Here is a 24,844-nt window from a genome sequence, read left to right as displayed (position 1 = left end):
CTATTCGCCGCGCTTGCGCAGTTGAGGATTGAGTGCGTCGTTGAGGCCTTCGCCGATCAGATTGATGGCCAGCACCGTGAGCAGGATGGCAACGCCGGGCCAGACGCTCATCCACCAGGCTTCCCGTATCATCGTTCGCGCCGCGCCGATCATGAAGCCCCAGCTCATCAGGTTGCGGTCGCCCAGGCCCAGGAAAGACAACGCGGATTCGGTCAGAATGGCGGTGGCCACCATGAACGAGGCGGACACGATGATCGGCGACATGGCGTTCGGCAGAATCTGCGTGCAGACGATGCGCGAGGGGGTCTGCCCGATCACGATCGCGGCCTGCACGAACTCGCGCTGCTTCAGCGTCATGAATTCGGAACGTACCAGCCGCGCCGCGGGCGGCCATGACACCAGCGCAATTGCGCCCATGATGGAATACACCGACGGACTCAGCACCGCCACCAGCACCACTGCCATGGCCAGTTGCGGGATGGTCTGGAAGAATTCGGTGAATCGCATCAGGGCGTCGTCGATGCGCCCGCCGCAATAGCCCGCGACGGCGCCCACCAGGATTCCGAACGCAAGCGCCACGCCCGTCGACAGCAGGCCCACCAGCAGTGAGACTCGCGCCCCCCATACCAGGCCGGCGGTAATGTCGCGCCCCAGCATATCGGTGCCGAACGGATAGGCGGAATCGGTGAACGGCTGGATGAGCGGCTCGGCGACCATCATCCACGGTGATTCGGGGTACAACAGCGGCGCCGCCAGCGCAGTGAGCACGACCACGAGCATCACGGCCAGGCCTGCCACGGCCCCGTAATTGCGCATATACCGCTTCAGAAAAGGCTTCATGTCGCGGCCCCTTGCGAATCTGCCGAGATGCGTGGGTCGATCATGCGATAGAGCAGATCGGTCAGCAGGTTGAACACCACCACCATTACTGAGGTGACCAGGAATATTCCCAACAGCAGTTGGTAGTCGCGTTGCAGCAGGGCGTCGAACATCAGCCTGCCTATGCCGGGCCAGGCAAACACCGTTTCGGTGAGCACCGCCCCCCCGGCCATCTGGCCCAGCTGGATGCCGGCGAAGGTCACGACCGGCAGCAGGGCGTTGCGCAGTACGTGGGTGCGAATGACCCGATTGGGACTGACGCCCTTGGCGCGGGCGGTCTTGACGAAGTCCATGCCGATGACTTCAAGCATGGAGGCGCGAGTCAGCCTCACGTACACCGCCATGAAGAAGCAGCCCAGTGTGACAGTCGGCAGGACGAGATGCAGGGCGATGTCCTGCACGCGCGCCCAGCCGGTCAGGCCGGCTCCGACGGTTTCCATGCCGAACGCCGGCAACCAGCCCAGCATGACCGAGAACAGCAGGATGCCCATCAGCGACAGCCAGAACAATGGGGTCGCATAGAGCAGCAGCGCGCCGGACATGACTACGCTGTCGATCCAGCGGCGCTTGTTGTTGTAACGGGCCCGCGCGGCGATGACGCCCAGCAGAACGCCGAACACGATCGAGAACAGGAAGGCGCACGACATCAGCAGGAACGTGGCGGGCAGGCGCTCGAGGATCAGGTCGAGCACCGGCACGTTATTGCGATACGAGTAGCCCAGGTCGAGCTGCAGCACGCCTTTCAAGTACAGGCCGAGCTGCGTGAGCAGCGGTTGGTCCAGGCCGAAGTCGGCGCGCAGCGCTGCAAGATACGCGGGGTCTCCCGCGCCGGCTTGCCCGGCCAACACGGCCGCGGGGTCGCCCGGCGCCAGCCGGATCATGAAGAAATTGATGATGACTACCCCGAGCACGACAGTCAGGGCTTTGCCCAGGCGTGACAGGAAAAAGGACAGGAATTTCATGCAAGGCATCTCCGTCGGAACACCGCTGCCCGGCGGACGGCGGGTTGCGGCGGTCCGCCACGGGCTTTCCGTGGCGGACCGGGCGCGCCAGGCGCGCCCGCTTTTATTTCTGGATATAGACGTCGGCGAATGTTTCGTTCATGCCGATGGCGGTCTGCACCAGGTTCTTGACGTTGCCGCGATAGAGCGTCGGGAATTCCATGTCGACCAGGAAGCCGTTGGCCACATCGTTGACCAGAATGGTCTGGATCTTGGAATAGAGCTCTTGGCGCTTGGCCGGGTCGACCTCGGAGGCGGCCGCCGTCCAGAGCTTGTCGGCTTCGGGGTTGTCATAGCCCTGTACATTGGCGAAGGGCGAGCCCTTGACCATGTTCGCCGCGGCGTACAGGCGTTGCACGCCCAGCGCCGGATCGCCGTACTGGTAGGTGTAGTTCAGCGTCAGGTCGAAATCCCAGTTGCCCGTGCGGCTGGCCCAGCCACCCGCGTCCGTGGCTTCCATGGTGATCTTGAAGCCCAGCTGCTCCATCGACTGCTTGATGTACTCGCCCAGGCGGTCCCAGGTGGGGCCGTAGGGAAAGCCGAGAAAGCGCAGGTTGTACGCGCCGGGGTCGATACCCGATTCCTTGATGAGCGCGCGCGCCTTCTTCATGTCGAAGTCGATGGGCGGCATGTTCTTGTCGTAGAACATCTCAGTGGTGACGAACGGGCTGGTGGCAACCTGGCCCAGGCCGAAGAAGATGTTGTTGACGATCAGCTTGCGGTTCAGCGCGGCCATCACGGCCTGCCGCACCTTGACGTTGTCCAGCGGCGGCGTACGCATGTTGAACATCAGGTAAGCCTGCGGCGAGAACATCTCCCAGCCCTGCGTGGTGTATTCGACGTTGTCGAGTCCGCGCAGGCGCTTGACGTCGACGTTGTCGACGTCTCCGCCGCGCAGCACATCGACAGTGCCGCGTTCAAAGGCGACCGCGCGCGATGCCGAGTCGGGAATGATGTTGAAGATGAGCTCGTCCAGATAGGGTTGCCCCTCTTTCCAGTAATTCGGATTCCGCACCAGCTTGATGTATTCGCCGCGTTTCCATTCCTGGAACATGAAGGGGCCCGTGCCCATGGGCTTCTGGTTCGCGGGGTTCTTCATGTATTCGGTGCCGGCATAGACATGCTTGGGCATCATCGGCGCGAAGCCGGGCTCGAACATCAGCATGAACGCGGGGAACGGCGTTTTGAGGCTGATCTTGACAGTGTGGTCGTCGATCTTCTCGACCTTGTCGAGATAGCGACCCAGGATGACACGGGCCCGGGCGTGGGTCTTGGGCAGCAGCTCGCTCAGCGAAAACACCACATCATCGGCGGTGAAGGGCTGACCGTCGTGCCACTTGACGCCTTCCTGCAGATGGAAGGTGTACGACAGGCCGTCCGGGGCGACTTCCCACGACTTGGCCAGGCCGGGCTGAGGCTTGAGATCGAACGAGTAAGTAAGCAGGCTCTCGTAGATTTTGCCGGCCACGAACTGGGTGGGAGCCTGCTGATTGAGCGCAGGCACGAGGATAGGCGGTTCGGGCTGGACGATCATGCGCAACGTGCCGCCGCGCGTCTGCGCCTGCACCACTGCCGTGGGGACGGCGGTGATCAGGGCGAGCGCGCCCAGGGACAATTTAAGGCGTGTTGTCAGTTTCACTGTGGACCTCCGGGCATTGAAAGATAGACGGGAGGGCAGCGCAGGGCTCCTGTGCTCTGGCAGCCGTGCCATCCCGCGACTCGGGTGCTACGGGTGGAACATGTAAAGCGTCTGGCCGGGCATCAGGCCGGCCAGGGCACGACAGTGGCAAGTTGCGGTGTGTCCGGTCGCACGGTTCCCCTTGGCGTTTATGTGGACGTTCTCTGCTTGCGCTGAAGCAGCGTATCGGATATTTGGTACTCTAAATAGGTCCAAATCGTTTTTTGTTTCTGGTGCCACTTTGAAAGAATTGATTCTGTCCGAGTGCCTGTTGCAGCGATTGGAACGAGGCGCCGCGGTGCCCTTGTCCCGGCAGATCTATGAGATCCTGCGCAGGCTCATTCTGGACGGCGATGTCCCCGCCGGTACCAAGCTGCCTGCGACTCGGGGGCTGGCGGCGGATACCGGGTTATCCCGCAATACCGTGCTGCATGCTTACGAACAGCTGCTGGCCGAGGGGTACCTGGTATCGGTATTCGGGAGTGGCACCTTCGTTTCCGACACCGTGCCCGCGGTGTCGCAATCCGCTCCGGCGGACCGCGCTGCGGAACGTGCCTTGCCCCCGCAGTTCGCGCTGTCCCGGCGCGGTTCCCAGTTGGTTCACGAGGCCTCCGCCTCGGATCGCCAGTGGGGCGCTTTTGTACCGGGCGTGCCAGACGTGTCGCTGTTTCCTCGCGCCGTCTGGGCGCGCCTGCAGGGCAGGCGCTGGCGCCAATCGCAGCATGAATTGCTGACCTATGCGCACGGTGCGGGATATCTTCCGCTGCGGCGCGCCCTGGCCGAGCACCTGCGCCTGTCACGCTCGGTCAAGTGCGAAGCCGACCAGATCGTGCTGACCAGCGGCATACACCAGTCGCTGAGCCTGCTGGCCAGGCTGCTGGGCGACCACGGCAACACGGCCTGGATGGAGAATCCCGGCTACTGGGGGGCGCGTTCGACCCTGATGGCCTGCGGGATCACGCCGATTCCGGTGGATGTCGACGCGGAAGGCATGTCGCCGAGCATGCAGCAGATGCGTGACCCGCCACGCTTTATTTTTGTCACGCCGTCGCACCAGTATCCGCTCGGCATGGTCATGAGCCTGGCCCGGCGGCGCATGCTGCTCGAGTATGCACATACGCGAGGCGCCTGGATCATCGAAGATGACTACGACAGCGAGTTCCGATTCGACGGCCGGCCCATCGCGTCGTTGCAAGGGCTGGACCAGCACGACCGCGTACTGTACCTGGGGACTTTTTCCAAGACCTTGTTCCCGGGTTTCCGCCTGGGCTACATGGTATTGCCCAAGCCCCTCGCCAGCCACATGGCCACCGGGCTGTCGGAGCTGTACCGCGAGGGCCGCCTGATGGATCAGGCGGTGCTGGCTGATTTCATCGAAGGCGGACATTACGCGAGTCACATCCGCCGCATGAAGCAGCGCTATGCAGCGCGCCAGGCGTTGCTGCGAGAGGCCATTACCGCGCGGTTCGGCCCCGACTGGCCCATCTCTACGCATGAGGCGGGCCTGCACCTGGTCATGCATCTGCCCGACGGCACTGACGACCTGGGCATTTCCATTGCCTCGCGCACGCTGGACCTGCACGTCCGGCCGCTGTGCCGCTACTATGCTGATGAGCACAGCGCCCGGCCGGGCCTGCTGATGGGGTATGCATGCGTACCCGAAGACGACATCCGTCCATCGTTCGACCGGCTGGTACAGGTGATCACCCCAGCGTTAGAGCATGTGCAGCGTACGCAGCAGCGTCCGGCTTACAGCGATAAACTGAATGCCGAGGCCTGGAGCGGTGCCTGAAAATATCCCGACACGGGCTGAACTTTATTGGAGAACATCGGTGGCAGGAAACAAACACAGAATCGCAGTCATTGCCGGTGACGGCATCGGCAAGGAAGTCGTACCCGAAGGGTTGAGGGTGCTGGATGCAGCGGCCACACGCTTTGGCATAGGGTTCCAGTGGGACCACTTCGACTGGAGCTGCGACTATTACGCCAAGCACGGCAAGATGATGCCCGATGACTGGGCCGAGCAGATCGGCGGGCACGAAGCGATCTTCTTCGGCGCCATCGGCTGGCCCGCCACCGTACCCGACCACGAAGCGTTGTGGGGGTCGTTGTTCCGCTTCCGTCGCGACTTCGATCAGTACATCAACCTGCGCCCGGTCCGGCTGATGCCCGGCGTGCCGTCGCCCCTGGCCGGCCGCAAGCCCGGCGACATCGATTTTTTCATCGTTCGCGAGAACACCGAGGGTGAGTACTCCAACAGCGGCGGCCGCCTGTTCGCTGGCACCGAACGCGAAGTTGTCATCCAGGAAAGCGTGTTCACCCGCGTCGGCGCCGATCGCGTCCTGAAATTCGCCTTCGAACTGGCGCAGAAGCGTGGAAAACACCTGACTGCCGCCACCAAGTCCAATGGCATCTCGATCTCGATGCCGTGGTGGGATGAGCGCGTGGCGGATGTCGCCAGCCAGTATCCCGACGTGCGCTGGGACAAATATCACATCGATATTCTGTGCGCGCACTTCGTGCAGCACCCCGATTGGTTCGACGTCGTCGTGGCTTCGAATCTGTTCGGCGATATTCTTTCCGACCTCGGCCCGGCATGCACGGGCACCATCGGTATCGCACCGTCGGCGAACCTGAACCCTGAGCGCAAGTTCCCTTCGTTGTTCGAGCCCGTGCACGGCTCGGCCCCCGACATTTACGGCAAAGGCATCGCGAATCCGATCGGGCAGATCTGGAGCGGCGCGCTGATGCTCGACTTCCTCGGTTATCCCGACGCCTCGCAGGCCGTCGTGGCCGCCATCGAGACCGTGCTGGCCGAGGGGCCGCGCACGCGCGACATGAAAGGCACGGCGTCTACCGCGGACGTCGGCAAGGCCATCGCTGAAATCGTCGCGGCCGGCTAGGGCCAGCGCTTGCTGGGAAACGGGCGCCCGCTGCCCGCTTCCGGCAAGGGCGCGTGCTCAGTGCGCGCCCGCCGCTGCGGCAGCGGCCCCCTCGCTGTCGGACGACTTGTCCTTGCCGTGCGCGAACCAGACCATGCCGACCAACAGCACGAATATCACGCCCGAGGCGTAAAACACGTCCACCGCCGACATGGTGAAGGCCTGCGTGTCTATCAGGCCGTTCACGCGCGTGATGGCTTCCTGGTGCGTGATGCCCAGACTGTTCTGCAGTGTGGCGACGGCTTGGTCGAACGGAGGGTGGCCGGGCGCCGCCACTTCCGTCAGGCGGGCATGGTGCTGTGCGGCACGATTGTCCCAGACCGTCGTGGCAATGGATGTGCCAAATGCCCCTGCCGTGAGCCTCGCGAAATTGGACAGTCCGGAGGCGGCGGGAATGCGGGAAGGGTCCAGTCCGGACAGTGTGATTGACGTCAGGGGCACGAAGAATGCCGCCATCGCCGCGCCCTGAACGACGGTCGGTATCAGCAGCGTACGGATATCGACTTGCGGGTTGAAATCCGCGCGCATGAAACACACCAGGGCGAAGACGAGAAAGGCGCCGGTAACCAGGATGCGCGCATCCTGCGTGCCCAATGCCTTGCCCACCAGCGGTGTCAGCAGAATGGCAAGCAGGCCCACCGGCGCGGTCACCAGACCGGCATAGGTTGCGGTGTAGTTCAGGTTGCTCTGCAGCCACAGCGGCAGCAGGACCACATTGCCGAAGAACACCCCATAGGCCACCGCGAGCGTCAGTGCGCCAACGGTGAAATTGCGTCCTTTGAACAAGCGCAGGTCTACCACCGGATTCGCGTCGGTCAACTCCCAGATGAGAAAAAAGACGAATGCGACGAAGGCCACCAGGGCCAGCCCCAGAATGACAGGGCTCGAAAACCAGTCCAGGTCTTTGCCCTTGTCCAGCATGATCTGCAATGCACCGACCCAGACAACCAGCAAGAACAGGCCCATCTTGTCGATGGGCAGCCGGCGGGTGGGCGTTTCGCGTTCGCGGTAAACGCGCCAGCTGACCCAGGCCGCGAGCAGGCCCACCGGCACATTGATGTAGAAGATCCATGGCCAGGTGTAGTTATCGGATATCCATCCACCCAGCAGCGGTCCCGCAACGGGGGCGACCAGCGTCGTCATGGCCCAGATGGCCAGGGCCATGCCTGCCTTGGATTTCGGAAAGCTGGCCAGCATGAGCGATTGCGACAGGGGAATCATGGGTCCGGCCACCGCCCCTTGCAGCACGCGGAATGCAAGCAAAGCGCCGAGCGAAGGCGCGAAACCGCACAGCCAGGACGCCAGCACGAACAGCAATGTAGAGGCCAGGAACAGGCGTACCTGGCCGAAGCGCTGGGTCAGCCACCCGGTCAGAGGCACCGTGATGGCATTGGCCACGGCGAACGACGTAATGACCCAGGTGCCCTGGCTAGTGCTGACGCCCAGATCACCGGAGATCGTCGGCAAGGAAACGTTGGCAATGGACGTATCCAGCACGTTCATGAACACGGCGGTGGACAGGGCCATCGCGCCGATGATGCGGGTGGCGCCCTCGAGGGGGGGGAGAGCGGCGCCCGCCTGTGCGGGACGGGGCGTAGTGCTCATGATGCAGTGTTAGCTTCGATGATGCGGGCGATCAGGGCGTCGGCCTCGGCCTGCGTTTCCGTGAACGCCTGGGTGGACCACGCGGGCTCGTGGCGCGGTGGCAAGGGGGCCAGTTCGTTGCCGCCTTTGCTGACGTCAACTTCGACATCCATGGACAAGCCGACGCGCAGAGGGTGCGCCTTGAGTTCTTCGGGGTCGAGCTCGATGCGTACCGGCACGCGCTGCACCACCTTGATCCAGTTGCCCGTTGCGTTCTGCGCGGGCAGCAGGGCAAAGGCGCTGCCGGTGCCGGCGTCCAGACCGACCACGGTACCGTGATAAGTGACCGAATCCCCGTACAGGTCGGCCACCAGCGTTGCCGACTGGCCCGGATGCATGTGGCGCAGCTGGCCTTCCTTGAAGTTGGCTTCCACCCAGACCTGATTGAGTGGCACTACGTTCATCAGCGTCGCGCCGGGTGCGACGCGTTGGCCCACCTGGACGCTGCGCCGTGCGATAAGGCCGTCGACCGGCGCGGGCAGTACGGTGCGCGAACGCGCGAGCCAGGCGTCACGCAACCTGGCGGCGGCCTGGCGCACATCGGGATGCTCTGCCACGGTAGTGCCTTGGGTCAGCGCCTGGTTGGTGGCCAATCTGGCCTGCGCCGCCGCCAGCGCGGCCTTGGCCTGGGCCAGTCCTGACTGCGCCGATTTCAGGGCGGTCTGTGCGTGCAGCAACTCTTCACCACTGACGCCTCCTGATTTGGCCAGGGCCTGACGGCGTTCCAAGTCTGCCTTGGCGCGGCTCAGATCAGCCTGGGCCCGGGCGATGTCTGCCTGCCGCACGTCGACATCTGCTGCCAGGGAGTCGTTCTGTGCGTACAGAGTGCGGACCTGCCGTACGGTTTGCGCCAGTTGTGCCTCGGCCTGCTGCAGCGCCACGGACGTGTCGGCCGGGTCGAGCCGTATCAGCGGCTGGCCGGCACTCACGTGTTCAGTGTCTCCGGCTTCGATCGCGACCACGGTGCCCGGCACCTGCGGCGTGATCTGCACCAGGTTTCCATGTACATAGGCATCGTCGGTGCTTTCGTAGGCCGACGCGAATACGGCCCACCATGCGGCGTACAGAATGCCCAGCAGTATGAAAGTGGCCGCGGCATAGATAAGCAGGCGTTTGCGGGCGGAGTGGGTTACGGAAATTGCAGTCATGACGTCGTATCCGGGTCGTTCATTCAACAGAAAGTGGGGGATCGGCCTGCGCGACGGCGGGCGGTGTGTAGCCGCCGCCAAGGGCGTAGGCGAGGTCGGCATCGAGTTGGTAGGCGCGGAAGTGAAGGTCGGTATCCAGGCGAGCCTGGGCGAGCACGCCGGTCTGAGCGATCAGCACGGTCAGGTAGTTGCCCAGGCCGGCGCGATAGCGTTGCACGGCCAATTCATACGCGGCGTCGATGGCCTCGCGCGCCTCGCGTTGCTGGATGGTCTCGCGGTCGAGCATCTTCAGTCCGTCCAGCGCGTCGGCCACCTGCCTCACCGCATCGAGCACGGTCTGGTTGTAATCGGACACCGCCAGGTCGGCGTCGGCGCGCCGTGCGGCCAGATTGGCATTGAGCGCGCCACCGTGAAAGATCGGCAGTGTGATGGCTGGGCCGATGCCGAGCGTGCGGCTGCTCGCGTCCAGCAGATTGCCTGTACCGATGGCCTGGAATCCGGCGAAGCCGATCAGGTTGACGTTCGGATAGAACTCGGCGCGTGCCGCATCGATATCATGCCGCGAGGCCTGAGCGCGCAAGCGGGCGGCGGTGACATCGGCGCGGTGCCCGAGCAGCTCCATTGGCACCTGATCCGGCACCACGCCCGCTGGCGCAGTCAGGGTCGCGGGTTGCAGCAACTGGCCCCGCGCAGGGCCGGCGCCGGCCAGGGCCGCCGCTTGATTGCGCAGCTGCGCGATGGTGGTCTCGACTTGCGTCAGTTCAACCTGAGCCGAGGCCAGCGATGATTCGGCCTGCTTGACCTCGACACGGGTGTCGAGTCCGGCAGCTTCGCGGCCGCGCGTCAGTTTGAGCAGGTCGGCCCGCTGCGCCGCTATGCGCTGCAGTACCCCTTGCTGCGCAAAGGCATTCTGCAGATTCAGGTAGCTGCGCACGATGGCGCGAGCCAGAAGGTTGCGTGCGGCTTGCGCGTCGGCCCGAGCGGCTGCTTGCTGCGATATGGCTGCATCGAGTCTGGCGCGGTTTTTGCCCCAGAAGTCGAGCTCGTATCCGAAGTCGAGCGCCAGCCTATTGTCGGAACTGACGGCGCCCGCCAGCGGCGGCTGATAGATCGAATGTTCGGGCAGGTGCTGGCGCGTGAGGCTGTAATTTGCATCGATCTGAGGAAACAGCGGAGCACGGGCCCCTCGCACTGCGGCGTTGGCCTGTGCCAGCCGGGCCTGCGCAGCACTCATCGATGGATTGCTGACCAGGGCTTCCGAGACCAGCGCATCGAGCTGCGCGTCGTCATAGCGGCGCCACCACTGGGTATCGGGCCACGTAACGGCGTTGCCGGACAGGCCCAGCTGCGCGGCGTCGAGCTGCGCGACCGGTTCAGGGGGGGGAGCCATCCAGGCGCAGCCGCCGAGGGCCAGCAATATCGCGAAGGAAAGGACGTTTTTCATGCTGACATTCTGCTGAAAGTACTTGATTAAACTGTATTTGCCTAGGCAATTATAAGGCGCAAAAAAAACCCGCTGGCAATATGCGGGCGGCGGGCGTCTGCCATCAGGGCTCGGGCGCGGCGCACCCTGCAGGGGTGCCGTTGGCTAGCATGCGACCCAGCAGATGGCGTAATTGCGCAAGTTCTTCGGCGGAAAAACCCCGCAAATGATGGTTGAGCACGCGCGCGATATTGGCTGGGATAGCTTTGGCCTGCTCTTGCCCCGAAGCCGTGAGCTCAATGCGGACGACCCGGCGGTCGACCTGGCAACGGGTGCGCCGCAACAGGCCTTTTGCTTCGAGCCGGTCGAGCGTGCGCGTCATTGCGCCGGTGTCTACACCGTGCAGGCGCGCCAGTTCGGCTGGCGTATCGGCGGCCCCGCGGGCCAGCAACGCGATGGGCCGCCATTGAGTGGCCGTGAGCCCCAGCGGCGCCATCTCGACATCGAGCATGCGATTGAGCGAGTTGTACACCAGCTTGATCAGGAAGCCGACGTTGTCATCGGTAGCCCGGGCATTGCCACGGTAATGCACCGCTGGCTCGGACGCAGGAGAGACGGGATCGGGAGTCATGGACGCCAGTTTACTGCCTAGGCAAATATTGTCAAGGGATAGATTTGTCAGCCTGCTCAGTTCATGGGGCGCTCTTGCGCAGGCCCGACCAGACGATGGCGGCCACGATCAGCGCGGCACCGGCGGCCATGCGCAAGGTCGGTTGCTGCGCGAACAGCAGCCAGGCGAAGCCTATGGCGTAGACGGGTTCAAGGGCGATGACGAGCCCGGCGCTGCGGGCGTTGAGCCGGGTGAGGCTGGACACAAACAGGAAATGCGACAGCCCGGTGCAGAACACACCCAGCAAGGCCAGCCAGAGCCAGTCGAGGGCGGGCAGCACGGGCAGCTGGCTGGCTGCGAACGGCAGCATGGCCAGCACCACGACGATGTTCTGGCCGCAGGCGACCTGCATGGGGTCGAGCCCGACCGTCGAGCGCCGGTTGGTCAGCGCGAGCAGGGCAAACGACAGCCCGGAAAGTATGCCCCAGGCCAGGCCGATGGTGCCCTCGTTGGCGAGATCGAACGAGGGCGTGACGAGCACCAGGCCCGCCGTGACCATGCCCAGCAACAGCCATTCTGCCGTTCCGACTCGTTCACGAAACAGCAGCGCTTCAAGCAGGGTGATGAACGCCGGAAAGCTGGCGAACCCCAGGGTGGCAATGGCGATGCCGCCGATCTTGACCGAAATGAAGAACGTGACCCAGTGCGCCGCCAGCAGGCCGCCCGCGACAATCAGCATGAAGAGCTGGGCCGGCGTCAACGCGCCGAACAGGGGGCGTCTCTGCATGCGCGCGAAAGCGGCCAGCGCCGCGACGGCAAAGCCGGCCCGGCCCAGGGTAATGACCGCTGCGCTGGCCTGGATCAGTTCGCCGAACACGCCGGTAAGGCCGAACAGTACGGCGGCGATATGGATGTATGCGAGAGCGCGTTGGCGGGTCATGGAAAGCGGGCAGCAATTGCAGGAACTGCGCCCCGGACGGGCGCTCGAGAATATAAAATCATCGCATGAATCGCCCAGCCAGGTCTTGGTCATCGTCCGTCGCCTCACCCCGCCTACTCGGTTTCTTCCTGGCTACGCTGGGCGCCGTGCTTTTCGCGGCAAAGGCCATCGTGGTCAAACTTACCTACCGGTACGGCATCGATGCCGTGACCCTGATCGCGTTCCGCATGATGTTCGCGATGCCATTCTTTGCAGTCGTGGCCTGGCGCGAGGCGCGCCGTGCGTCGCGCGGCCAGCTTCCGGTGCTCACTGCTCGCGAGCGGGTGCAATTGTGCGTCTTGGGGCTGCTGGGCTATTACTTTTCCAGCTTCCTGGATTTTCTCGGTCTGCGCTACGTGACCGCCAGCCTGGAAAGACTGATTCTGTTCCTGTCGCCCACGATGGTGGTGCTGTTGACGGCCTGGTGGCTGAAGCGGCCGGTGACGGGGCGCCAATGGTTCGCCATGATTGCTTCCTACCTGGGCGTGATCCTAGTCTTCGCTCAAGACCTGCAGCAGGGCGCCGGTTCCCACGTGGTGCTAGGGGCTTTCTTCATTTTCGGATCGGCGCTCAGCTATGCTGTGTACCTGGTTTGTACCGGTGAGCTCGTCAAGCGGGTCGGCGCGACGAGGCTGGTGGCCTACGCCATGCTGGTGTCGTGCCTGGCCTGCATCGTGCAGTTCTTCCTGGTCCACCCGCCATCCATGCTGGTGCAGCCTGCTGGTGTGTACGGATATTCGCTGGTGCATGCCACGCTCAATACGGTGGCGCCGGTGTTCATGCTGATGTGGGCCGTGGCCCTTGTCGGCGCGCCGACGGCGTCGCTTCTGGGCATGGTCGGCCCGGTGTCCGTCCTGTTCCTGGCGGCATGGCTGCTCGGCGAGCCGATCACGGTATGGCAGCTGGCCGGCACAGCGCTGGTGCTGCTGGGTATTTTCGTACTGATGGGACGGAGCGCGGCAGGCAAGGGGTAAGTCGACCAATCGCGGCGATGCGCCGCCAATGCAGTCCAAGAATTCAACACTGAACTCACACACGAAAGGAGGCCGCATGGCCAGCAATCTCGTCAAGGCAATCCGCATCGAACAGCATGGCGGCCCGGAAGTGCTGCAACTCGTCGACGTAGAGTTGGCGGCGCCGGCTCCCAACGAGGTCACCATCCGGCAGCATGCCGTCGGCCTGAACTTCATCGATATCTATTACCGTAGCGGCCTCTATCCGCATCCGCTGCCGCACGGCCTGGGTTTCGAGGCAGCCGGCGTGGTGGAAGCGGTGGGGGCCGAGGTCAGGCACTTGAAAAAAGGCGACCGCGTGGCCTACGGGCAAAGCCCGATCGGCGCCTACGCGCAAGCGCGCAATGTGCCCGCGGCCCAGGTCGTCAAGCTGCCCAAGGGCGTGAGCTTCGACGACGCGGCCGCGCTCATGCTCAAGGGCCTGACAGTGCAATACCTGTTCCGTCAGACGTACCGCCTGCAGGGCAACGAGACCATCCTGTTCCATGCCGCGGCGGGCGGGGTTGGCCTCATCGCCTGCCAATGGGCCAAGGCGCTGGGCGTCAAACTGATCGGCACGGTGTCCAGCCCGGAAAAGGCCGAGCTGGCGCGTGCGCATGGCGCCTGGCAGACCATCGACTATTCCCGGGAGAACGTGGCGGAACGCGTGCTCGAGCTGACCGGGGGCAGGAAGGTGCCGGTGGTGTATGACGGCGTGGGCAAAGATACTTGGGAAACCTCGCTCGACTGCATCGAACCGCGTGGTTTGATGGTGAGCTTCGGCAATGCTTCGGGCCCGGTGTCGGGCGTCAATCTGGCGACCCTGAACCAGAAGGGTTGCCTCTATGTGACGCGGCCGTCGCTGGGACTGCACGTGAACACGCCCGAAAAGCTGAACGCGGCGGCTACCGAAATGTTCGACCTGGTCTTGAAGAAGAAGATCAAGGTTCGCATCGACCAGCGTTATGCCCTGGCCGATGCCGGTAAAGCGCAGACGGCACTTGCGTCGCGCAAGACCACCGGCGCCACCATTCTGACACTGGAATGAAATCAGCCGCCCGCGGCGCGGGCGGCTGCCGGATTACGCCACGCGCATGTGCTGCAGGGCGGCGATGCGGGCGGGAATGGGCGGGTGCGAAGCAAAGATCGCGGCAAGGCCGCCCTTGCCGGCAATGCCCGAGGCCTGGAAGGACTTCGGCAGTTCGCCCGCTTCCAGGCCGCCCAGGCGAGCCAGGGCGCGCATCATGGGTTCGCGTGAACCCATCAGCTGGGCCGCGCCGGCGTCGGCGCGGTATTCGCGTTGCCGCGAGAACCACGCAACGATAATCGACGCCAGCATGCCGAAGATGATTTCGCAGACGATCACGGTGACAAAGTAGCCGATCCCCACGCCGCGCTCGTTGCGGAACACGGTACGGTCAATGAAGTAGCCGACGATGCGCGCGAAGAAGACCACGAACGTGTTGACCACGCCCTGGATGAGCGTGAGGGTGATCATGTCGCCGTTGGCAATATGCGCGACTTCATGGCCCAGGACGGCAGCCACTTCTTCTTCGGTCATGCTTTCGAGCAAGCCCGTCGACACGGCTACCAGCGAATCGTTCTTGAAGGCGCCCGTGGCGAACGCGTTCGGCGGGCCTTCGTAGATGGCGACTTCCGGATGGCCGATGCCAGCGCGGTCGGCCAACTGGTGCACCGTATCGACGAGCCAGGCTTCGCGGTGGCCCTGCGGGGCTGCCGGATCGATGACCCGCGCGCCGGTGGACCACTTGGCCATGGGCTTGCTGATGAGCAGCGAAATGATCGAGCCGGTGAAGCCGATGACCACCGACAGAATCAGCAGCGCCTGATAGTTGATGCCTTGCGCCGTGATGTATCGGTCTACGCCCAGGATGCGCAGCGTGGCCGAGAGCACGACCATGACGGCCAGGTTGGTAATGACGAACAGGAAAACGCGTTTCATGCTGGTTGGTGTCCTATGCGAGCAATTGCGCCTTTTTGACCGCCGCGCGGCATTGCGGTTCCCGCGCGGGCGCCAATAGGCGTTCTGGAGCGGGAGTATAGTATCGCTTTCCCCTATTTTTCTTCTATTTCCGTTACCTGGCCCCTCAATGCAGGCTCTTTGGATGTTGGTGGCGTCCGCCATGTTCGCCATGATGGGGTCTTTCGTGAAGCTCGCCACCGAACACGGCGCGTCTTTACCTCAGATCGTGCTTTTTCGCGGCTTTCCGTCGGTGATTCTGCTGCTGTTGTGGGCGCGCGCGGGGCGGCAGTCCATCGTGCCCGTCAGCTGGCGCCTGCACCTCTGGCGCAACCTGGCCGGCGTCACGTCCATGTGGCTCGGGTTTTTCGCGCTGTCGCGCCTGCCCCTGGCCACCGCCACCAGCCTGAACTACACCGCGCCGCTGTTCATCGCCTGCTGGATGCTGGGCTGGGGTGGGGCGCAGCGTGACCGCATCCGCATCGCGGCCGTGGCCCTGGGGTTTATGGGGGTCATCGCCGTGCTCAGGCCCAGCATCAACGATGATCAATGGCTGGCAGCCGCGCTGGGGCTGACCGCGGGCGCCATGTCGGCGGTGGCCATGTTGCAGATTCGCCAGTTGGGCCGCATCGGAGAACCCGAGTGGCGCACCGTCCTGTTTTTTTCGCTGGCTGTTTGCCTGAGCAGCATGGGCGGCCTGGGGCTCGAGGGCTGGGGGCACGCCGATCCCCTCGGCTACGCCGCGTTGGTGGGGATAGGGCTGGCGGGGCTGTTCGGCCAGCTGGCCATGACCCGCGCTTTCGGTGTCGGCTCGGCGCTATTGACGGCTGCGCTGCAGTATTCCACGATCATCTTTGCCGCCTTGCTCGGCATGGGGCTCTGGGGCGACCATCCCGATGCCCTGGCCTGGGCCGGCATGGGCCTGATCATCGCGGCCGGCCTGCTGTCGGTCTGGCGTACCATGCGCATGCCCCCCGAGGCCTGAATCAACTCAGTAGGAGCTTGCATGACCACAACGCTGATTACTCCGCAAGAACTGGCTGATTGTCTGCAATCATCCAGCCTGCGCATATTCGATGTGCGCCATGACCTGACCGATCACGCGGCCGGGCGCCGGGCTTACGACCAGGGTCACATCCCGGGCGCACGCTTTCTCGATCACGAGACCGAGCTGGCGGCGCCTCGCACGGGCACGAACGGCCGCCACCCGCTTCCGTCGCGCAGCGAGCTGGCGGCATTGCTGGGTTCGCATGGTGTGCAGGCCGACACGCGGGTGGTGGCCTACGATGCCAGCGGCGGCATGTTTGCCGCGCATTTGTGGTGGATGCTGCGCTGGCTAGGGCACGAGCGCGTGGCCGTGCTCGACGGCGGCTGGCAGGCCTGGAATGCCGCCGGGTTGCCTGTTGCTACCGAGCAGCCTGAGTCCGGCGCGCAAGGCGCGTCGTCCGCACCGCTGGCTGAACCCCTGGTGGGCACCGTCGACGCGCAAGCCGTGCTGGCCAATCTGAAACAGCCCGTGTTCACTGTTATCGACGCCCGCGCCGCCAATCGGTATCGCGGAGAAGTCGAACCCATGGACCCGGTCGCCGGACACATTCCCGGCGCCCTGAACCGTCCCAACGTCGAGAACCTGCAGGCCGATGGCCGGTTCAAGCAACCGGAACAGTTGCGTGCAGAGTTCACGCAGCTGCTGGGCGACCGGGATCCGGCTTCCGTCGTGCATCAATGCGGATCAGGCATTACCGCATGCCACAACTTGCTTGCAATGGAAATCGCCGGGCTGCCCGGTTCGCGTCTGTATCCGGGGTCGTGGAGCGAATGGTGCAGTGACCCCGCGCGGCCGGTGGCGCGCGGAGCCTAGGCCGGCGGGAGTCCGCCCGGACGGCCGCACCTCGGCCGCCGCACCGCGCCGGCCGCACCTTGCCGGCCGCACCTTGCCGGCCGCACCTTGCCGGCCGCACCTTGCCGACCACCCTCGGTCATGCGGGATCGGGTTCCTGCATGATGCGCCGATACCATTCGTGGAAGTGCTGCATGCCGTCTTCCATGGGCGACTGGTATGGGCCCGCTTCATTGACGCCGCGCAGCATCAACGCCTTGCGTCCGGCGTCCATGCGTTCGGCGATCTCATCGTCTTCGATGGCGGTTTCCATATAAGCCGCGCGCTGCGCCTCGACGAATTCGCGCTCGAAGGCTACGATTTCTTCGGGGTAGTAGAACTCGACGACGTTCACCGTTTCCTGCGGGCTTTTCGGGTACAGGGTCGACAGCACCAGTACGTGCGGGTACAGCTCGATCATGTGTGTGGGGAAGTACGTGACCCACACTGCACCGAAGTCGGGGGATTCGCCCGCCCGGTAGTCGAGCACGCGGTCATGCCACTGCCTGTATACGTCCGAGCCGGGCTGTGCCAATGCTTTGTGCACGCCGACGCGCTGCAGGCTGTACCAGTCGGAAAATTCCCAGCTCAGGTCGTCGCACGTGACAAAGCGGCCCAACCCGGGATGGAACGGCCCGACGTGGTAGTCCTCGAGATAGACCTCGATGAAGGTCTTCCAGTTGTAGTTGCACTGGTGAACTTCGACGTGGTCGAGCACGTAGTCGCCGAAATCGAACTCGGGTCGGGCAAAAAGCGGCGCAAGATCAGCGCTCGGGTCGCGCGGACCTTCAAACAGCAGGCCATGGCAATCACGCAGGCGAAAACGCTGCAGGTTCATGCAGGGCGTGGATTCGAACTGAGGCGCGCCCAGGAGCTCGCCGCGATTGTTGTACGTCCAGCGGTGCAGCGGGCACACGATGTTGCCCCCTGTATCTTTCAGGTTGCCATGTCCGGCGGCATGACCCGTGACGTTGCCGGCCTGTCCGCCCAGCATCAGGGCTTGGCGGTGCCGGCAGACGTTCGAGATCAGTTCGACGCCCTGGCCATTTCGTACCAGCACACGCCCGCCGTCTTCCTGGGGCAGGGTGCGCCAATCGCCGATTTCGGGAACCAGCTTCTGGTGACCGACATACAACGAGGATTGCTTGAAGATGAGTTCTTGCTCGCGGTGAAAGCGGGCTTCGTCAAAATATGCGCTGACGGGAAGCTGGGTGCGAGCCGGCACGACATGCGCCATCCGACCAATGTCGGTCATGATTCCCTCCGCTCGGATAAAAAAGCCAGGACGGCAGAGTTTCCGTGCTGGCGCGAAGAAAAATCGGGCTGGCCGATCAAACCGTGAATTGTACCCTATCCCTCGTGCCGCACTGCGCGTGTTGCCGCCGAACCAGGCGCCGTCAAACCAATCGCCGGGTCACCGGGTGCCTGCGCAATAACCAGCTGCTCGCCGCCGACAGTACGAAGACCGTGGCCGCAAGCAGTGGAACGTTCCACGCCGCCCCGGGCAGGGCCGGAGTGGGCGCCCGATCAGCCAGGTCCAGGAACAACGGATGGATCAGGTACACCCCGAACGTCAGTGGGGCCAGCGTGGACAGCGTGGGCAGGCGCGGCGAGTCCAGGATGAGCTGGAACACCGCCAGCGACATGAATGGCACCGTGATACTGAAATAGTCATAGAAATACAGATTGAGCTGACCCGCATCGGACAGGAAGTCGACGCCCCAAGCTGTCGCCAGCACGCTCAAAGCCAGCACCAGCGCAGGGCGGGGTACGCGCAATTCGCCGTCATAGATCATGCGGCCCGCCAGAAAATAACCCAGGTAGGGCAGGAACCAGGTCAGGAAGAACCCGTGACCGGCGTCCATGGCCTGCCGGTACAGGGCATCCAGGATGGCCACGCCAAGAATGCCCAACACCCACAGGCGTCGCGCAGCAGGCTGGCTGCGCTGGTACAGCGCGCGCACCAGCGGCGCGAACAGGTACAGGCCCACGATCATGTACAAGTACCAGAGATGGTAATACGGGGCGCCTTCGGCCACCTTGCGAGGCCAGAAGGAGAAATCCGCGCCAGCGCCGTCCCACCAGTCGAGCAGCGAACGCCAGCTCAGGTAGAACAGCGTCCAGAACACCAGGGGTACGCAGATGCGCATGGCACGCCGCTGGTAGAAATGTCGGGCGTCGCCGGGTCGGTTGGCATCAAGCAGCAGGGCGCCGCTGACCATCACGAAGACCGGCACGCACCAGCGTACCGCCGAGTCGTAGAAATTCGCAGTCGCCCACTCTGCCGTGCCGTACGCGCCGGCGTCGGACACCGACTGCGCGGCGCTGTGCAGCAAAACCACCGCCAGCGCCGCCATCCATCGGGCGGCATCGAGTCGGTTCAGGCGGTGTGGATCTTCTGCAACGGGCTGAGGCATGGGCACTTGAGACGGCGTTCCGGCTGACTAGGGTTGTCCCTAGCTTAGCCGCACCGTCTCGCGCCCATGTTTCGAACCGTTAACCCCGGCTTGCAAACGCAAACCTGCGCGTGAGGCAAGCCGGGACAGGGGCATTTTGTTGCAACTGATGCGCTTACTGACGTTCCAGTCCGGCCTGTTCCACCAGCTTTTCAATGATGGATTGTTCGTTGCGGATCTGGTCCGACAGTTCCTGCGCGGTGCCCGACCGAGGCTCGATGCCCATGCCCAGCATCTTTTCGCGGACCTGCGGATCCTGCAACGTCGTGACCAAGGCATTCTGCAAAGTGGTCAGTACATCGGCCGGTGTGCCGGCGGGCGCCACAAAGCTGAACCAAGCCGTCAGGTCGAAGGCGGGGTAGCCCTGCTCGGCCAGCGTGGGCAGGTCGGGCAGTGTTGCCAGCCTCGCCTTGCTGGTGATGCCGAACACCTTGAGTTTGCCGGCCTCGACCTGGGGCATGCCCGTGGCCACCATGTCGAAGAAGAGGTCGACATCGCCGTTGATGACGGCAGGCAGCGCCTGGGTGGCCCCTTTGTAGGGCACATGGAGCAGGTCGATGTCGGCCTCTTGCTTGAATAATTCGCCGGCCAGGTGCGACGAGGTGCCCGGACCGAAGGTTGCGAACGTCAGCGCGCCCGGGCGTTGCCGGGCCCGTTCCACTACATCGGAGGTGCTGTTGAACCCGGTCTTGTTGCTCGACAGCAGAATCAGCGGGCCTATGCCCACCATGCCGATGGGGGCGAAGCGGTCGGGGTCGTAGGGCAGGGATTTATACAGAAAGCGGTTGGTGACCAGTGTCGAGTTGGTGGCCATCAGCAAGGTATAGCCGTCGGGTGTGGCGCGGCTGACATAGGCAGCCCCGATCGTCGTGCCGGCGCCGGCCTTGTTCTCGACGATGATGCTCTGTTGCAGCGCCTTGCCCATGCGGTCGGCCAGGATGCGCGTGAGCACATCGGTGGCTCCGCCCGCCGGGAACGGAGAGATGATGGTGATGGGCCTTTCTGGATACGCGGCGTGGGCCAGGCTGGCGCACACCGATAAGGCGAACGCGGCGGCGTAGGTGGTGACTCGTTTGAACATGTTTTCCCCTGTAGCAATCATGGACGAGATGGTCGACTTCGAGTAAATTCCGTATCGTGGAATTCAATTTTGTTAGCCGAAATAAACTATAAGAACGAAAGCGTCCCCATGCAAGCCCCTTTCGATCCCTCCGTACCGGATTCCGACCCCACGCCGCTCAGCGGGCCGGCACGACGCCGGCGCGGCCCGGCCCAGGGGCGCGCCGCGCCCGAGTTCATTGCGGCATTGGCTCGGGGGCTTGATGTGTTGCGCTGCTTCGGCCGCGGCGCGTCCACGCTGGGCAACCAGGACCTGGCCAGCCTGACGGGGCTGCCCAAGCCCACCATCAGCCGCCTGACCTACACGCTCACAGAACTGGGCTACCTGCGATACCACGCCGACAGCGGCAAGTATTCGCCGGGCCTGGGCGTGCTTGCGCTCGGATTCGGGGTCCTGGCGGGTCTGGAAGTGCGCGAACTGGCTCGCGACTCCATGGTTCAACTGGCCCGGACCACCGGGGGCGCGGTGGCGCTCGGCGCATTCGACAACGATGCCATGGTGTACGTCGAAGCCATCCACGGTTCTTCTCAACTGTATTTGCGCCTTCCGGTCGGCTACCGCGCCAGCCTGGACAGCGCCATGGGTCGTGCTTACCTGGCTGCGCTGCCCGACGCGCAACGCGCTGAGTTGCTGGACCGGCTGGGGCAGGAGGCCCCTGCGCCCGACGTGGTGCGGCAGGCGCGCGCCGACCTCGCGGCCACCGGCTGCTGCTATGCCTTGGGCGCATGGCGGGACGACATCAATGCCGTCGCCATTCCGTTCCAGTCCGTCACCGGCGAAGGCCTGTTCGTCATGAGTTGCGGTGGGCCTGCGGCACTGCTGCCCACGGCGACCTTGCGCGAGCGCATCGCACCCGCGCTTCGCGAGGTGGCCCGCCAGTTGTCGGGCTGCCCCTGAGTCGTCGGGCAACCGTGGGGGTAGGGCGCAGCATCGTACAATTCGAGAATCACCCCCTTTATTCCCGCGCACGGAGCCCCTGTTTGGCTACTTCTTCGCAAACTGATCCCCGGCAAGACGACCGCCCTTTGCCCCAGGATTTCGAAACGGCGCTGGCCGAACTCGAAACGCTGGTCGCCGCCATGGAAGACGGATCGCTGCCCCTTGAACAATCACTGGCGGCATACCGGCGCGGCGTCGAGCTGACGCGCGTGTGCCAGGAGCGGCTGGCGCAGGCGGAACAGCAGGTCAAGGTACTGGAAGACGGCCTGCTTCGGCCGCTGGACCCGCGCGCGCTCGACGACGAATAAGCGCATGAATCCCAAACATATTGCGTTCGAAGACTGGCTGCAGGGCCGCGCTCAGCACATCGAATCGGTGCTGGACGAATGCCTGCCTGCCGCCGATGTGCTGCCGGTGCGCTTGCACGAGGCCATGCGCTATGCCGTCCTGGGCGGCGGCAAGCGGATCCGCGCCGCGCTGGTCTACGCCGCAGGGCAGGCGTGCCCGATCAATGGCAGCGCAGTCGCCATCGAGGCATCGATGGACCGCGCGGCCGCGGCGGTCGAACTGATCCATGCCTATTCATTGATTCACGACGATCTTCCCTGCATGGATGACGACACGCTGCGGCGCGGACGTCCTACCACGCACGTCCAGTTCGACGAGGCTACCGCCATGCTCGCGGGCGATGCGCTGCAGCCTTTGGCCTTCGAACTGCTGGCGGCCATGCCGATCGCGCCCGCGTTGGTGGTGCAGGCCACACAGGCGCTCGCCCGTGCGGCCGGAAGTCTCGGCATGGCAGGCGGTCAGGCGATCGATCTGCACAGTGTGGGCCGTACGTTGTCGCGTGACGAGCTGCAGACCATGCACAGCATGAAGACCGGCGCCATGCTGGCGTGCAGTGTAGCCCTCGGTGGTATCGTGTCCGGGGCCAGCTCGAGCACTCGGCTGGCGCTCGACAATTACGCCGAGGCCATAGGCCTTGCCTTCCAGGTGGTCGACGACATCCTCGATGTGACGGCCGACAGTGCCAGCCTGGGCAAGACGCCCGGCAAAGATGCCGCCGGCAACAAGCCTACCTATGTATCGCTGCTGGGCCTGGATGAGGCTCGTGCGTTTGCCGAAGAACTGCGCGCCACGGCGCACGCCGCCCTGACCCCGCTGGGCGATGCCGGCTCGATGCTGGCGCGCCTGGCCGACTACATCGTACTCAGAGACCGCTGATACCAAGCATGACGACAGAATTGCTGGACCGCATCCAAACGCCGGCCGACCTGCGCCGACTCGACCGACGCGAACTCAAGGCATTGGCCGCCGAGTTGCGTGGCTTCGTGCTCGAGTCAGTATCCAGAACGGGCGGCCACTTGTCGTCCAATCTGGGCACGGTCGAACTCACGCTTGCCCTGCACCAGGTATTCGACACTCCGCATGACCGCATAGTCTGGGACGTCGGCCACCAGTCCTATCCGCACAAGATCCTGACCGGCCGGCGTGCCGGCATGGCTCAGTTGCGCCAGGCTGGCGGCATCTCGGGTTTTCCGAAGCGCAGCGAGTCCGAATACGACGCCTTCGGCACCGCGCATTCGTCGACATCGATTTCCGCGGCGCTGGGCATGGCCGTCGCATCGCGCAACACGGGCGTGCAGCGCAACCATATCGCTGTCATCGGCGATGGCGCCATGTCGGCCGGCATGGCGTTCGAAGCGATGAACAACGCGGGTGTCACGCCGGATATCAACCTGCTGGTGGTGCTGAACGACAACGACATGTCGATTTCACCGCCAGTGGGCGCGTTGAACCGCTACCTTGCTCGCCTGATGTCCGGGCGCTTCTATGCCACGGCCAAGAATGTCGGCCGCGCCGTGCTGCAGCACGTGCCGCCCGTGCTTGAACTGGCTCGCCGGTTCGAAGAACATGCCAAGGGCATGGTCACGCCGGCCACGCTGTTCGAAGAGCTGGGCTTCAATTACGTGGGCCCCATCGATGGCCACGACCTCGATGCCCTGGTTCCCACGTTGCAGAACCTCAAGGCGCTGCAAGGCCTGCAGTTCCTGCATGTCGTCACGCGCAAGGGGCAGGGCTACAAGCTCGCCGAGGCCGACCCCGTGCTGTATCACGGTCCGGGCAAGTTCGATCCGGCGGTGGGCATCCAGCAGGGCAAGCCCTCGACGCGCAAGACCTACACGCAAGTGTTCGGGCAGTGGCTGTGCGATATGGCCGAACGCGACGCACAGCTGGTGGGCATCACGCCGGCCATGCGCGAAGGCAGCGGCATGGTCGAATTCGAACAGCGCTTTCCGCGCCGATATTTCGACGTGGGAATCGCCGAGCAGCACGCCGTCACCTTCGCTGCGGGGCTGGCCTGCGAAGGGCAGAAACCGGTGGTGGCCATTTATTCCACGTTCCTGCAGCGTGGCTACGACCAGCTCATCCACGACGTGGCCCTGCAGAACCTGGACGTCACCTTCGCGCTCGATCGCGCCGGGCTGGTGGGTGCCGACGGGGCAACCCACGCCGGCAACTACGACATCGCCTACCTGCGTTGCGTGCCTAACATGGTTGTCGCCACCCCGTCCGACGAGGCCGAGACCCGCTTGCTGCTGTCGACCTGTTATGAACACCCGGGTCCGGCGTCGGTGCGTTATCCGCGCGGTGCCGGTTGCGGTGCCGCCGTGTCGCCCGGCCTGGAAACCGTGCCGCTGGGCAAGGGCCTGGTACGCCGGCAGGGCAGCAAGATCGCCATCCTGGCTTTCGGCACCTTGCTCCAGCCCGCGCTGGCCGCGGCCGAATCGCTCGGTGCCACAGTGGCCGACATGCGCTTCGTCAAGCCCATCGACCGCGAACTCATTCTCGAACTGGCTGCCTCGCATGAAGCCCTGGTCACTGTCGAAGAGGGTGCCATCATGGGCGGCGCCGGCAGCGGCGTCACCGAAGTGCTGAACCAGGAAGGGGTTACCGTGCCGGTGCTGCAGCTGGGCCTGCCCGATCGCTTCATCGACCATGGCGACCAGGCTGCACTGCTGGCGGGGGTGGGCCTGGACGCGGCGGGAATCGAAGGTTCGATCCGCCAGAGGTTCGGTTCCAATCACGGATAACGCCGGCGCGGCGCGGCAACCGCCGGGGCCTCGCGCGGTGTGGTCATCGCGCCACCAACCTACTAGTAGGAGGGTTTT

22 protein-coding genes are annotated in these 24,844 nt (G+C 64.3%); 10 read left to right on the top strand and 12 right to left on the bottom strand.

Annotation, left to right across the window (positions count from 1 at the left end):
• The 3 genes from ACV17W_RS05265 to ACV17W_RS05255 all read right to left on the bottom strand — a co-directional run bounded on the left by ACV17W_RS05265 (position 1) and on the right by ACV17W_RS05255 (position 3,519).
• Positions 1-840, bottom strand: a complete 840-nt coding sequence (locus ACV17W_RS05265; RefSeq protein ID WP_462595386.1) for an ABC transporter permease — start codon at positions 838-840, stop codon at positions 1-3.
• Positions 837-1,850: an ABC transporter permease gene (locus ACV17W_RS05260; protein ID WP_462595385.1), complete on the bottom strand. Its 1,014-nt coding sequence runs from the start codon at positions 1,848-1,850 to the stop codon at positions 837-839. The genes ACV17W_RS05265 and ACV17W_RS05260 overlap by 4 nt, the downstream gene beginning before the upstream one ends.
• A 94-nt stretch (positions 1,851-1,944) precedes the next feature.
• Positions 1,945-3,519, bottom strand: a complete 1,575-nt coding sequence (locus tag ACV17W_RS05255) for an ABC transporter substrate-binding protein (RefSeq protein WP_462595384.1) — start codon at positions 3,517-3,519, stop codon at positions 1,945-1,947.
• Between the two features lie 280 nt (positions 3,520-3,799).
• On the opposite strand from ACV17W_RS05255, the gene pdxR reads away from it, so the two are divergent.
• Both pdxR and ACV17W_RS05245 read left to right on the top strand, forming a co-directional pair.
• The gene (gene pdxR / locus ACV17W_RS05250; RefSeq protein WP_462595383.1) at positions 3,800-5,350 is read left to right on the top strand and encodes a MocR-like pyridoxine biosynthesis transcription factor PdxR; all 1,551 of its coding nucleotides are present in this window, start codon (positions 3,800-3,802) and stop codon (positions 5,348-5,350) included.
• A 40-nt stretch (positions 5,351-5,390) separates the two neighbouring features.
• A complete protein-coding gene (locus ACV17W_RS05245; RefSeq protein WP_462595382.1) occupies positions 5,391-6,461 on the top strand; it encodes a tartrate dehydrogenase in 1,071 nt (356 codons plus the stop codon).
• A gap of 57 nt (positions 6,462-6,518) precedes the next feature.
• Here the strand turns inward: ACV17W_RS05245 and ACV17W_RS05240 are convergent, their stop codons facing one another.
• The 5 genes from ACV17W_RS05240 to ACV17W_RS05220 all read right to left on the bottom strand — a co-directional run bounded on the left by ACV17W_RS05240 (position 6,519) and on the right by ACV17W_RS05220 (position 12,265).
• On the bottom strand, positions 6,519-8,105 hold the full coding sequence (locus tag ACV17W_RS05240) for a DHA2 family efflux MFS transporter permease subunit (RefSeq protein ID WP_462595381.1): 1,587 nt from the start codon (positions 8,103-8,105) through the stop codon (positions 6,519-6,521).
• Complete coding sequence (locus tag ACV17W_RS05235; protein WP_462595380.1) at positions 8,102-9,292, bottom strand: HlyD family secretion protein; 1,191 nt, start codon at positions 9,290-9,292, stop codon at positions 8,102-8,104. The genes ACV17W_RS05240 and ACV17W_RS05235 overlap by 4 nt, the downstream gene beginning before the upstream one ends.
• Before the next feature lie 19 nt (positions 9,293-9,311).
• Positions 9,312-10,736: an efflux transporter outer membrane subunit gene (locus ACV17W_RS05230; RefSeq protein WP_462595379.1), complete on the bottom strand. Its 1,425-nt coding sequence runs from the start codon at positions 10,734-10,736 to the stop codon at positions 9,312-9,314.
• Between the two features lie 103 nt (positions 10,737-10,839).
• Positions 10,840-11,346, bottom strand: coding sequence for a MarR family winged helix-turn-helix transcriptional regulator (locus ACV17W_RS05225; protein ID WP_462595378.1), 507 nt, complete (start codon positions 11,344-11,346; stop codon positions 10,840-10,842).
• 61 nt (positions 11,347-11,407) lie between these two features.
• Positions 11,408-12,265 (bottom strand): DMT family transporter, encoded by an 858-nt coding sequence (locus ACV17W_RS05220; RefSeq protein ID WP_462595377.1) that lies wholly within the window; start codon positions 12,263-12,265, stop codon positions 11,408-11,410.
• A gap of 65 nt (positions 12,266-12,330) precedes the next feature.
• On the opposite strand from ACV17W_RS05220, the gene ACV17W_RS05215 reads away from it, so the two are divergent.
• A complete protein-coding gene (locus ACV17W_RS05215) occupies positions 12,331-13,278 on the top strand; it encodes a DMT family transporter (protein ID WP_462595376.1) in 948 nt (315 codons plus the stop codon).
• A 76-nt stretch (positions 13,279-13,354) separates the two neighbouring features.
• The gene (locus ACV17W_RS05210; RefSeq protein ID WP_462595375.1) at positions 13,355-14,344 is read left to right on the top strand and encodes a quinone oxidoreductase family protein; all 990 of its coding nucleotides are present in this window, start codon (positions 13,355-13,357) and stop codon (positions 14,342-14,344) included.
• 33 nt (positions 14,345-14,377) lie between these two features.
• Here ACV17W_RS05210 and htpX read toward each other — a convergent pair whose 3' ends face one another.
• The gene (gene htpX / locus ACV17W_RS05205; protein ID WP_462595374.1) at positions 14,378-15,259 is read right to left on the bottom strand and encodes a protease HtpX; all 882 of its coding nucleotides are present in this window, start codon (positions 15,257-15,259) and stop codon (positions 14,378-14,380) included.
• 148 nt (positions 15,260-15,407) lie between these two features.
• Here htpX and ACV17W_RS05200 point away from each other — a divergent pair, with 148 nt between their 5' ends.
• Both ACV17W_RS05200 and ACV17W_RS05195 read left to right on the top strand, forming a co-directional pair.
• Entirely contained in the window at positions 15,408-16,262 is an 855-nt protein-coding gene (locus ACV17W_RS05200; protein ID WP_462595373.1) for a DMT family transporter, read from the top strand.
• A gap of 21 nt (positions 16,263-16,283) precedes the next feature.
• Positions 16,284-17,138 (top strand): sulfurtransferase, encoded by an 855-nt coding sequence (locus ACV17W_RS05195; RefSeq protein ID WP_462595372.1) that lies wholly within the window; start codon positions 16,284-16,286, stop codon positions 17,136-17,138.
• A gap of 118 nt (positions 17,139-17,256) precedes the next feature.
• Here the strand turns inward: ACV17W_RS05195 and ACV17W_RS05190 are convergent, their stop codons facing one another.
• From ACV17W_RS05190 to ACV17W_RS05180, 3 genes are all read right to left on the bottom strand, one after another.
• Positions 17,257-18,411 (bottom strand): aromatic ring-hydroxylating oxygenase subunit alpha, encoded by a 1,155-nt coding sequence (locus ACV17W_RS05190; protein WP_462595371.1) that lies wholly within the window; start codon positions 18,409-18,411, stop codon positions 17,257-17,259.
• Between the two features lie 142 nt (positions 18,412-18,553).
• The gene (locus ACV17W_RS05185; protein WP_462595370.1) at positions 18,554-19,573 is read right to left on the bottom strand and encodes an acyltransferase; all 1,020 of its coding nucleotides are present in this window, start codon (positions 19,571-19,573) and stop codon (positions 18,554-18,556) included.
• A gap of 154 nt (positions 19,574-19,727) precedes the next feature.
• The gene (locus ACV17W_RS05180) at positions 19,728-20,693 is read right to left on the bottom strand and encodes a Bug family tripartite tricarboxylate transporter substrate binding protein (RefSeq protein ID WP_462595369.1); all 966 of its coding nucleotides are present in this window, start codon (positions 20,691-20,693) and stop codon (positions 19,728-19,730) included.
• 108 nt (positions 20,694-20,801) lie between these two features.
• Here ACV17W_RS05180 and ACV17W_RS05175 point away from each other — a divergent pair, with 108 nt between their 5' ends.
• The 4 genes from ACV17W_RS05175 to dxs all read left to right on the top strand — a co-directional run bounded on the left by ACV17W_RS05175 (position 20,802) and on the right by dxs (position 24,766).
• The gene (locus ACV17W_RS05175; protein WP_462595368.1) at positions 20,802-21,629 is read left to right on the top strand and encodes an IclR family transcriptional regulator; all 828 of its coding nucleotides are present in this window, start codon (positions 20,802-20,804) and stop codon (positions 21,627-21,629) included.
• 83 nt (positions 21,630-21,712) lie between these two features.
• Positions 21,713-21,979 carry an exodeoxyribonuclease VII small subunit gene (locus ACV17W_RS05170; RefSeq protein WP_462595367.1) on the top strand — a complete coding sequence of 89 codons (267 nt, stop codon included), beginning with the start codon at positions 21,713-21,715 and terminating at the stop codon, positions 21,977-21,979.
• Positions 21,980-21,983: 4 nt separating this feature from the next.
• Entirely contained in the window at positions 21,984-22,895 is a 912-nt protein-coding gene (locus ACV17W_RS05165) for a polyprenyl synthetase family protein (RefSeq protein WP_462595366.1), read from the top strand.
• 8 nt (positions 22,896-22,903) lie between these two features.
• The gene (gene dxs / locus ACV17W_RS05160; protein WP_462595365.1) at positions 22,904-24,766 is read left to right on the top strand and encodes a 1-deoxy-D-xylulose-5-phosphate synthase; all 1,863 of its coding nucleotides are present in this window, start codon (positions 22,904-22,906) and stop codon (positions 24,764-24,766) included.
• Positions 24,767-24,844 lie beyond the last annotated feature (78 nt).

The sequence above is a fragment of the Bordetella sp. MIP270_01_BMS genome (assembly GCF_054958705.1).
Note: the sequence above shows the minus strand (reverse complement) of the source record. Positions and strands in the feature narration are given on the sequence as shown.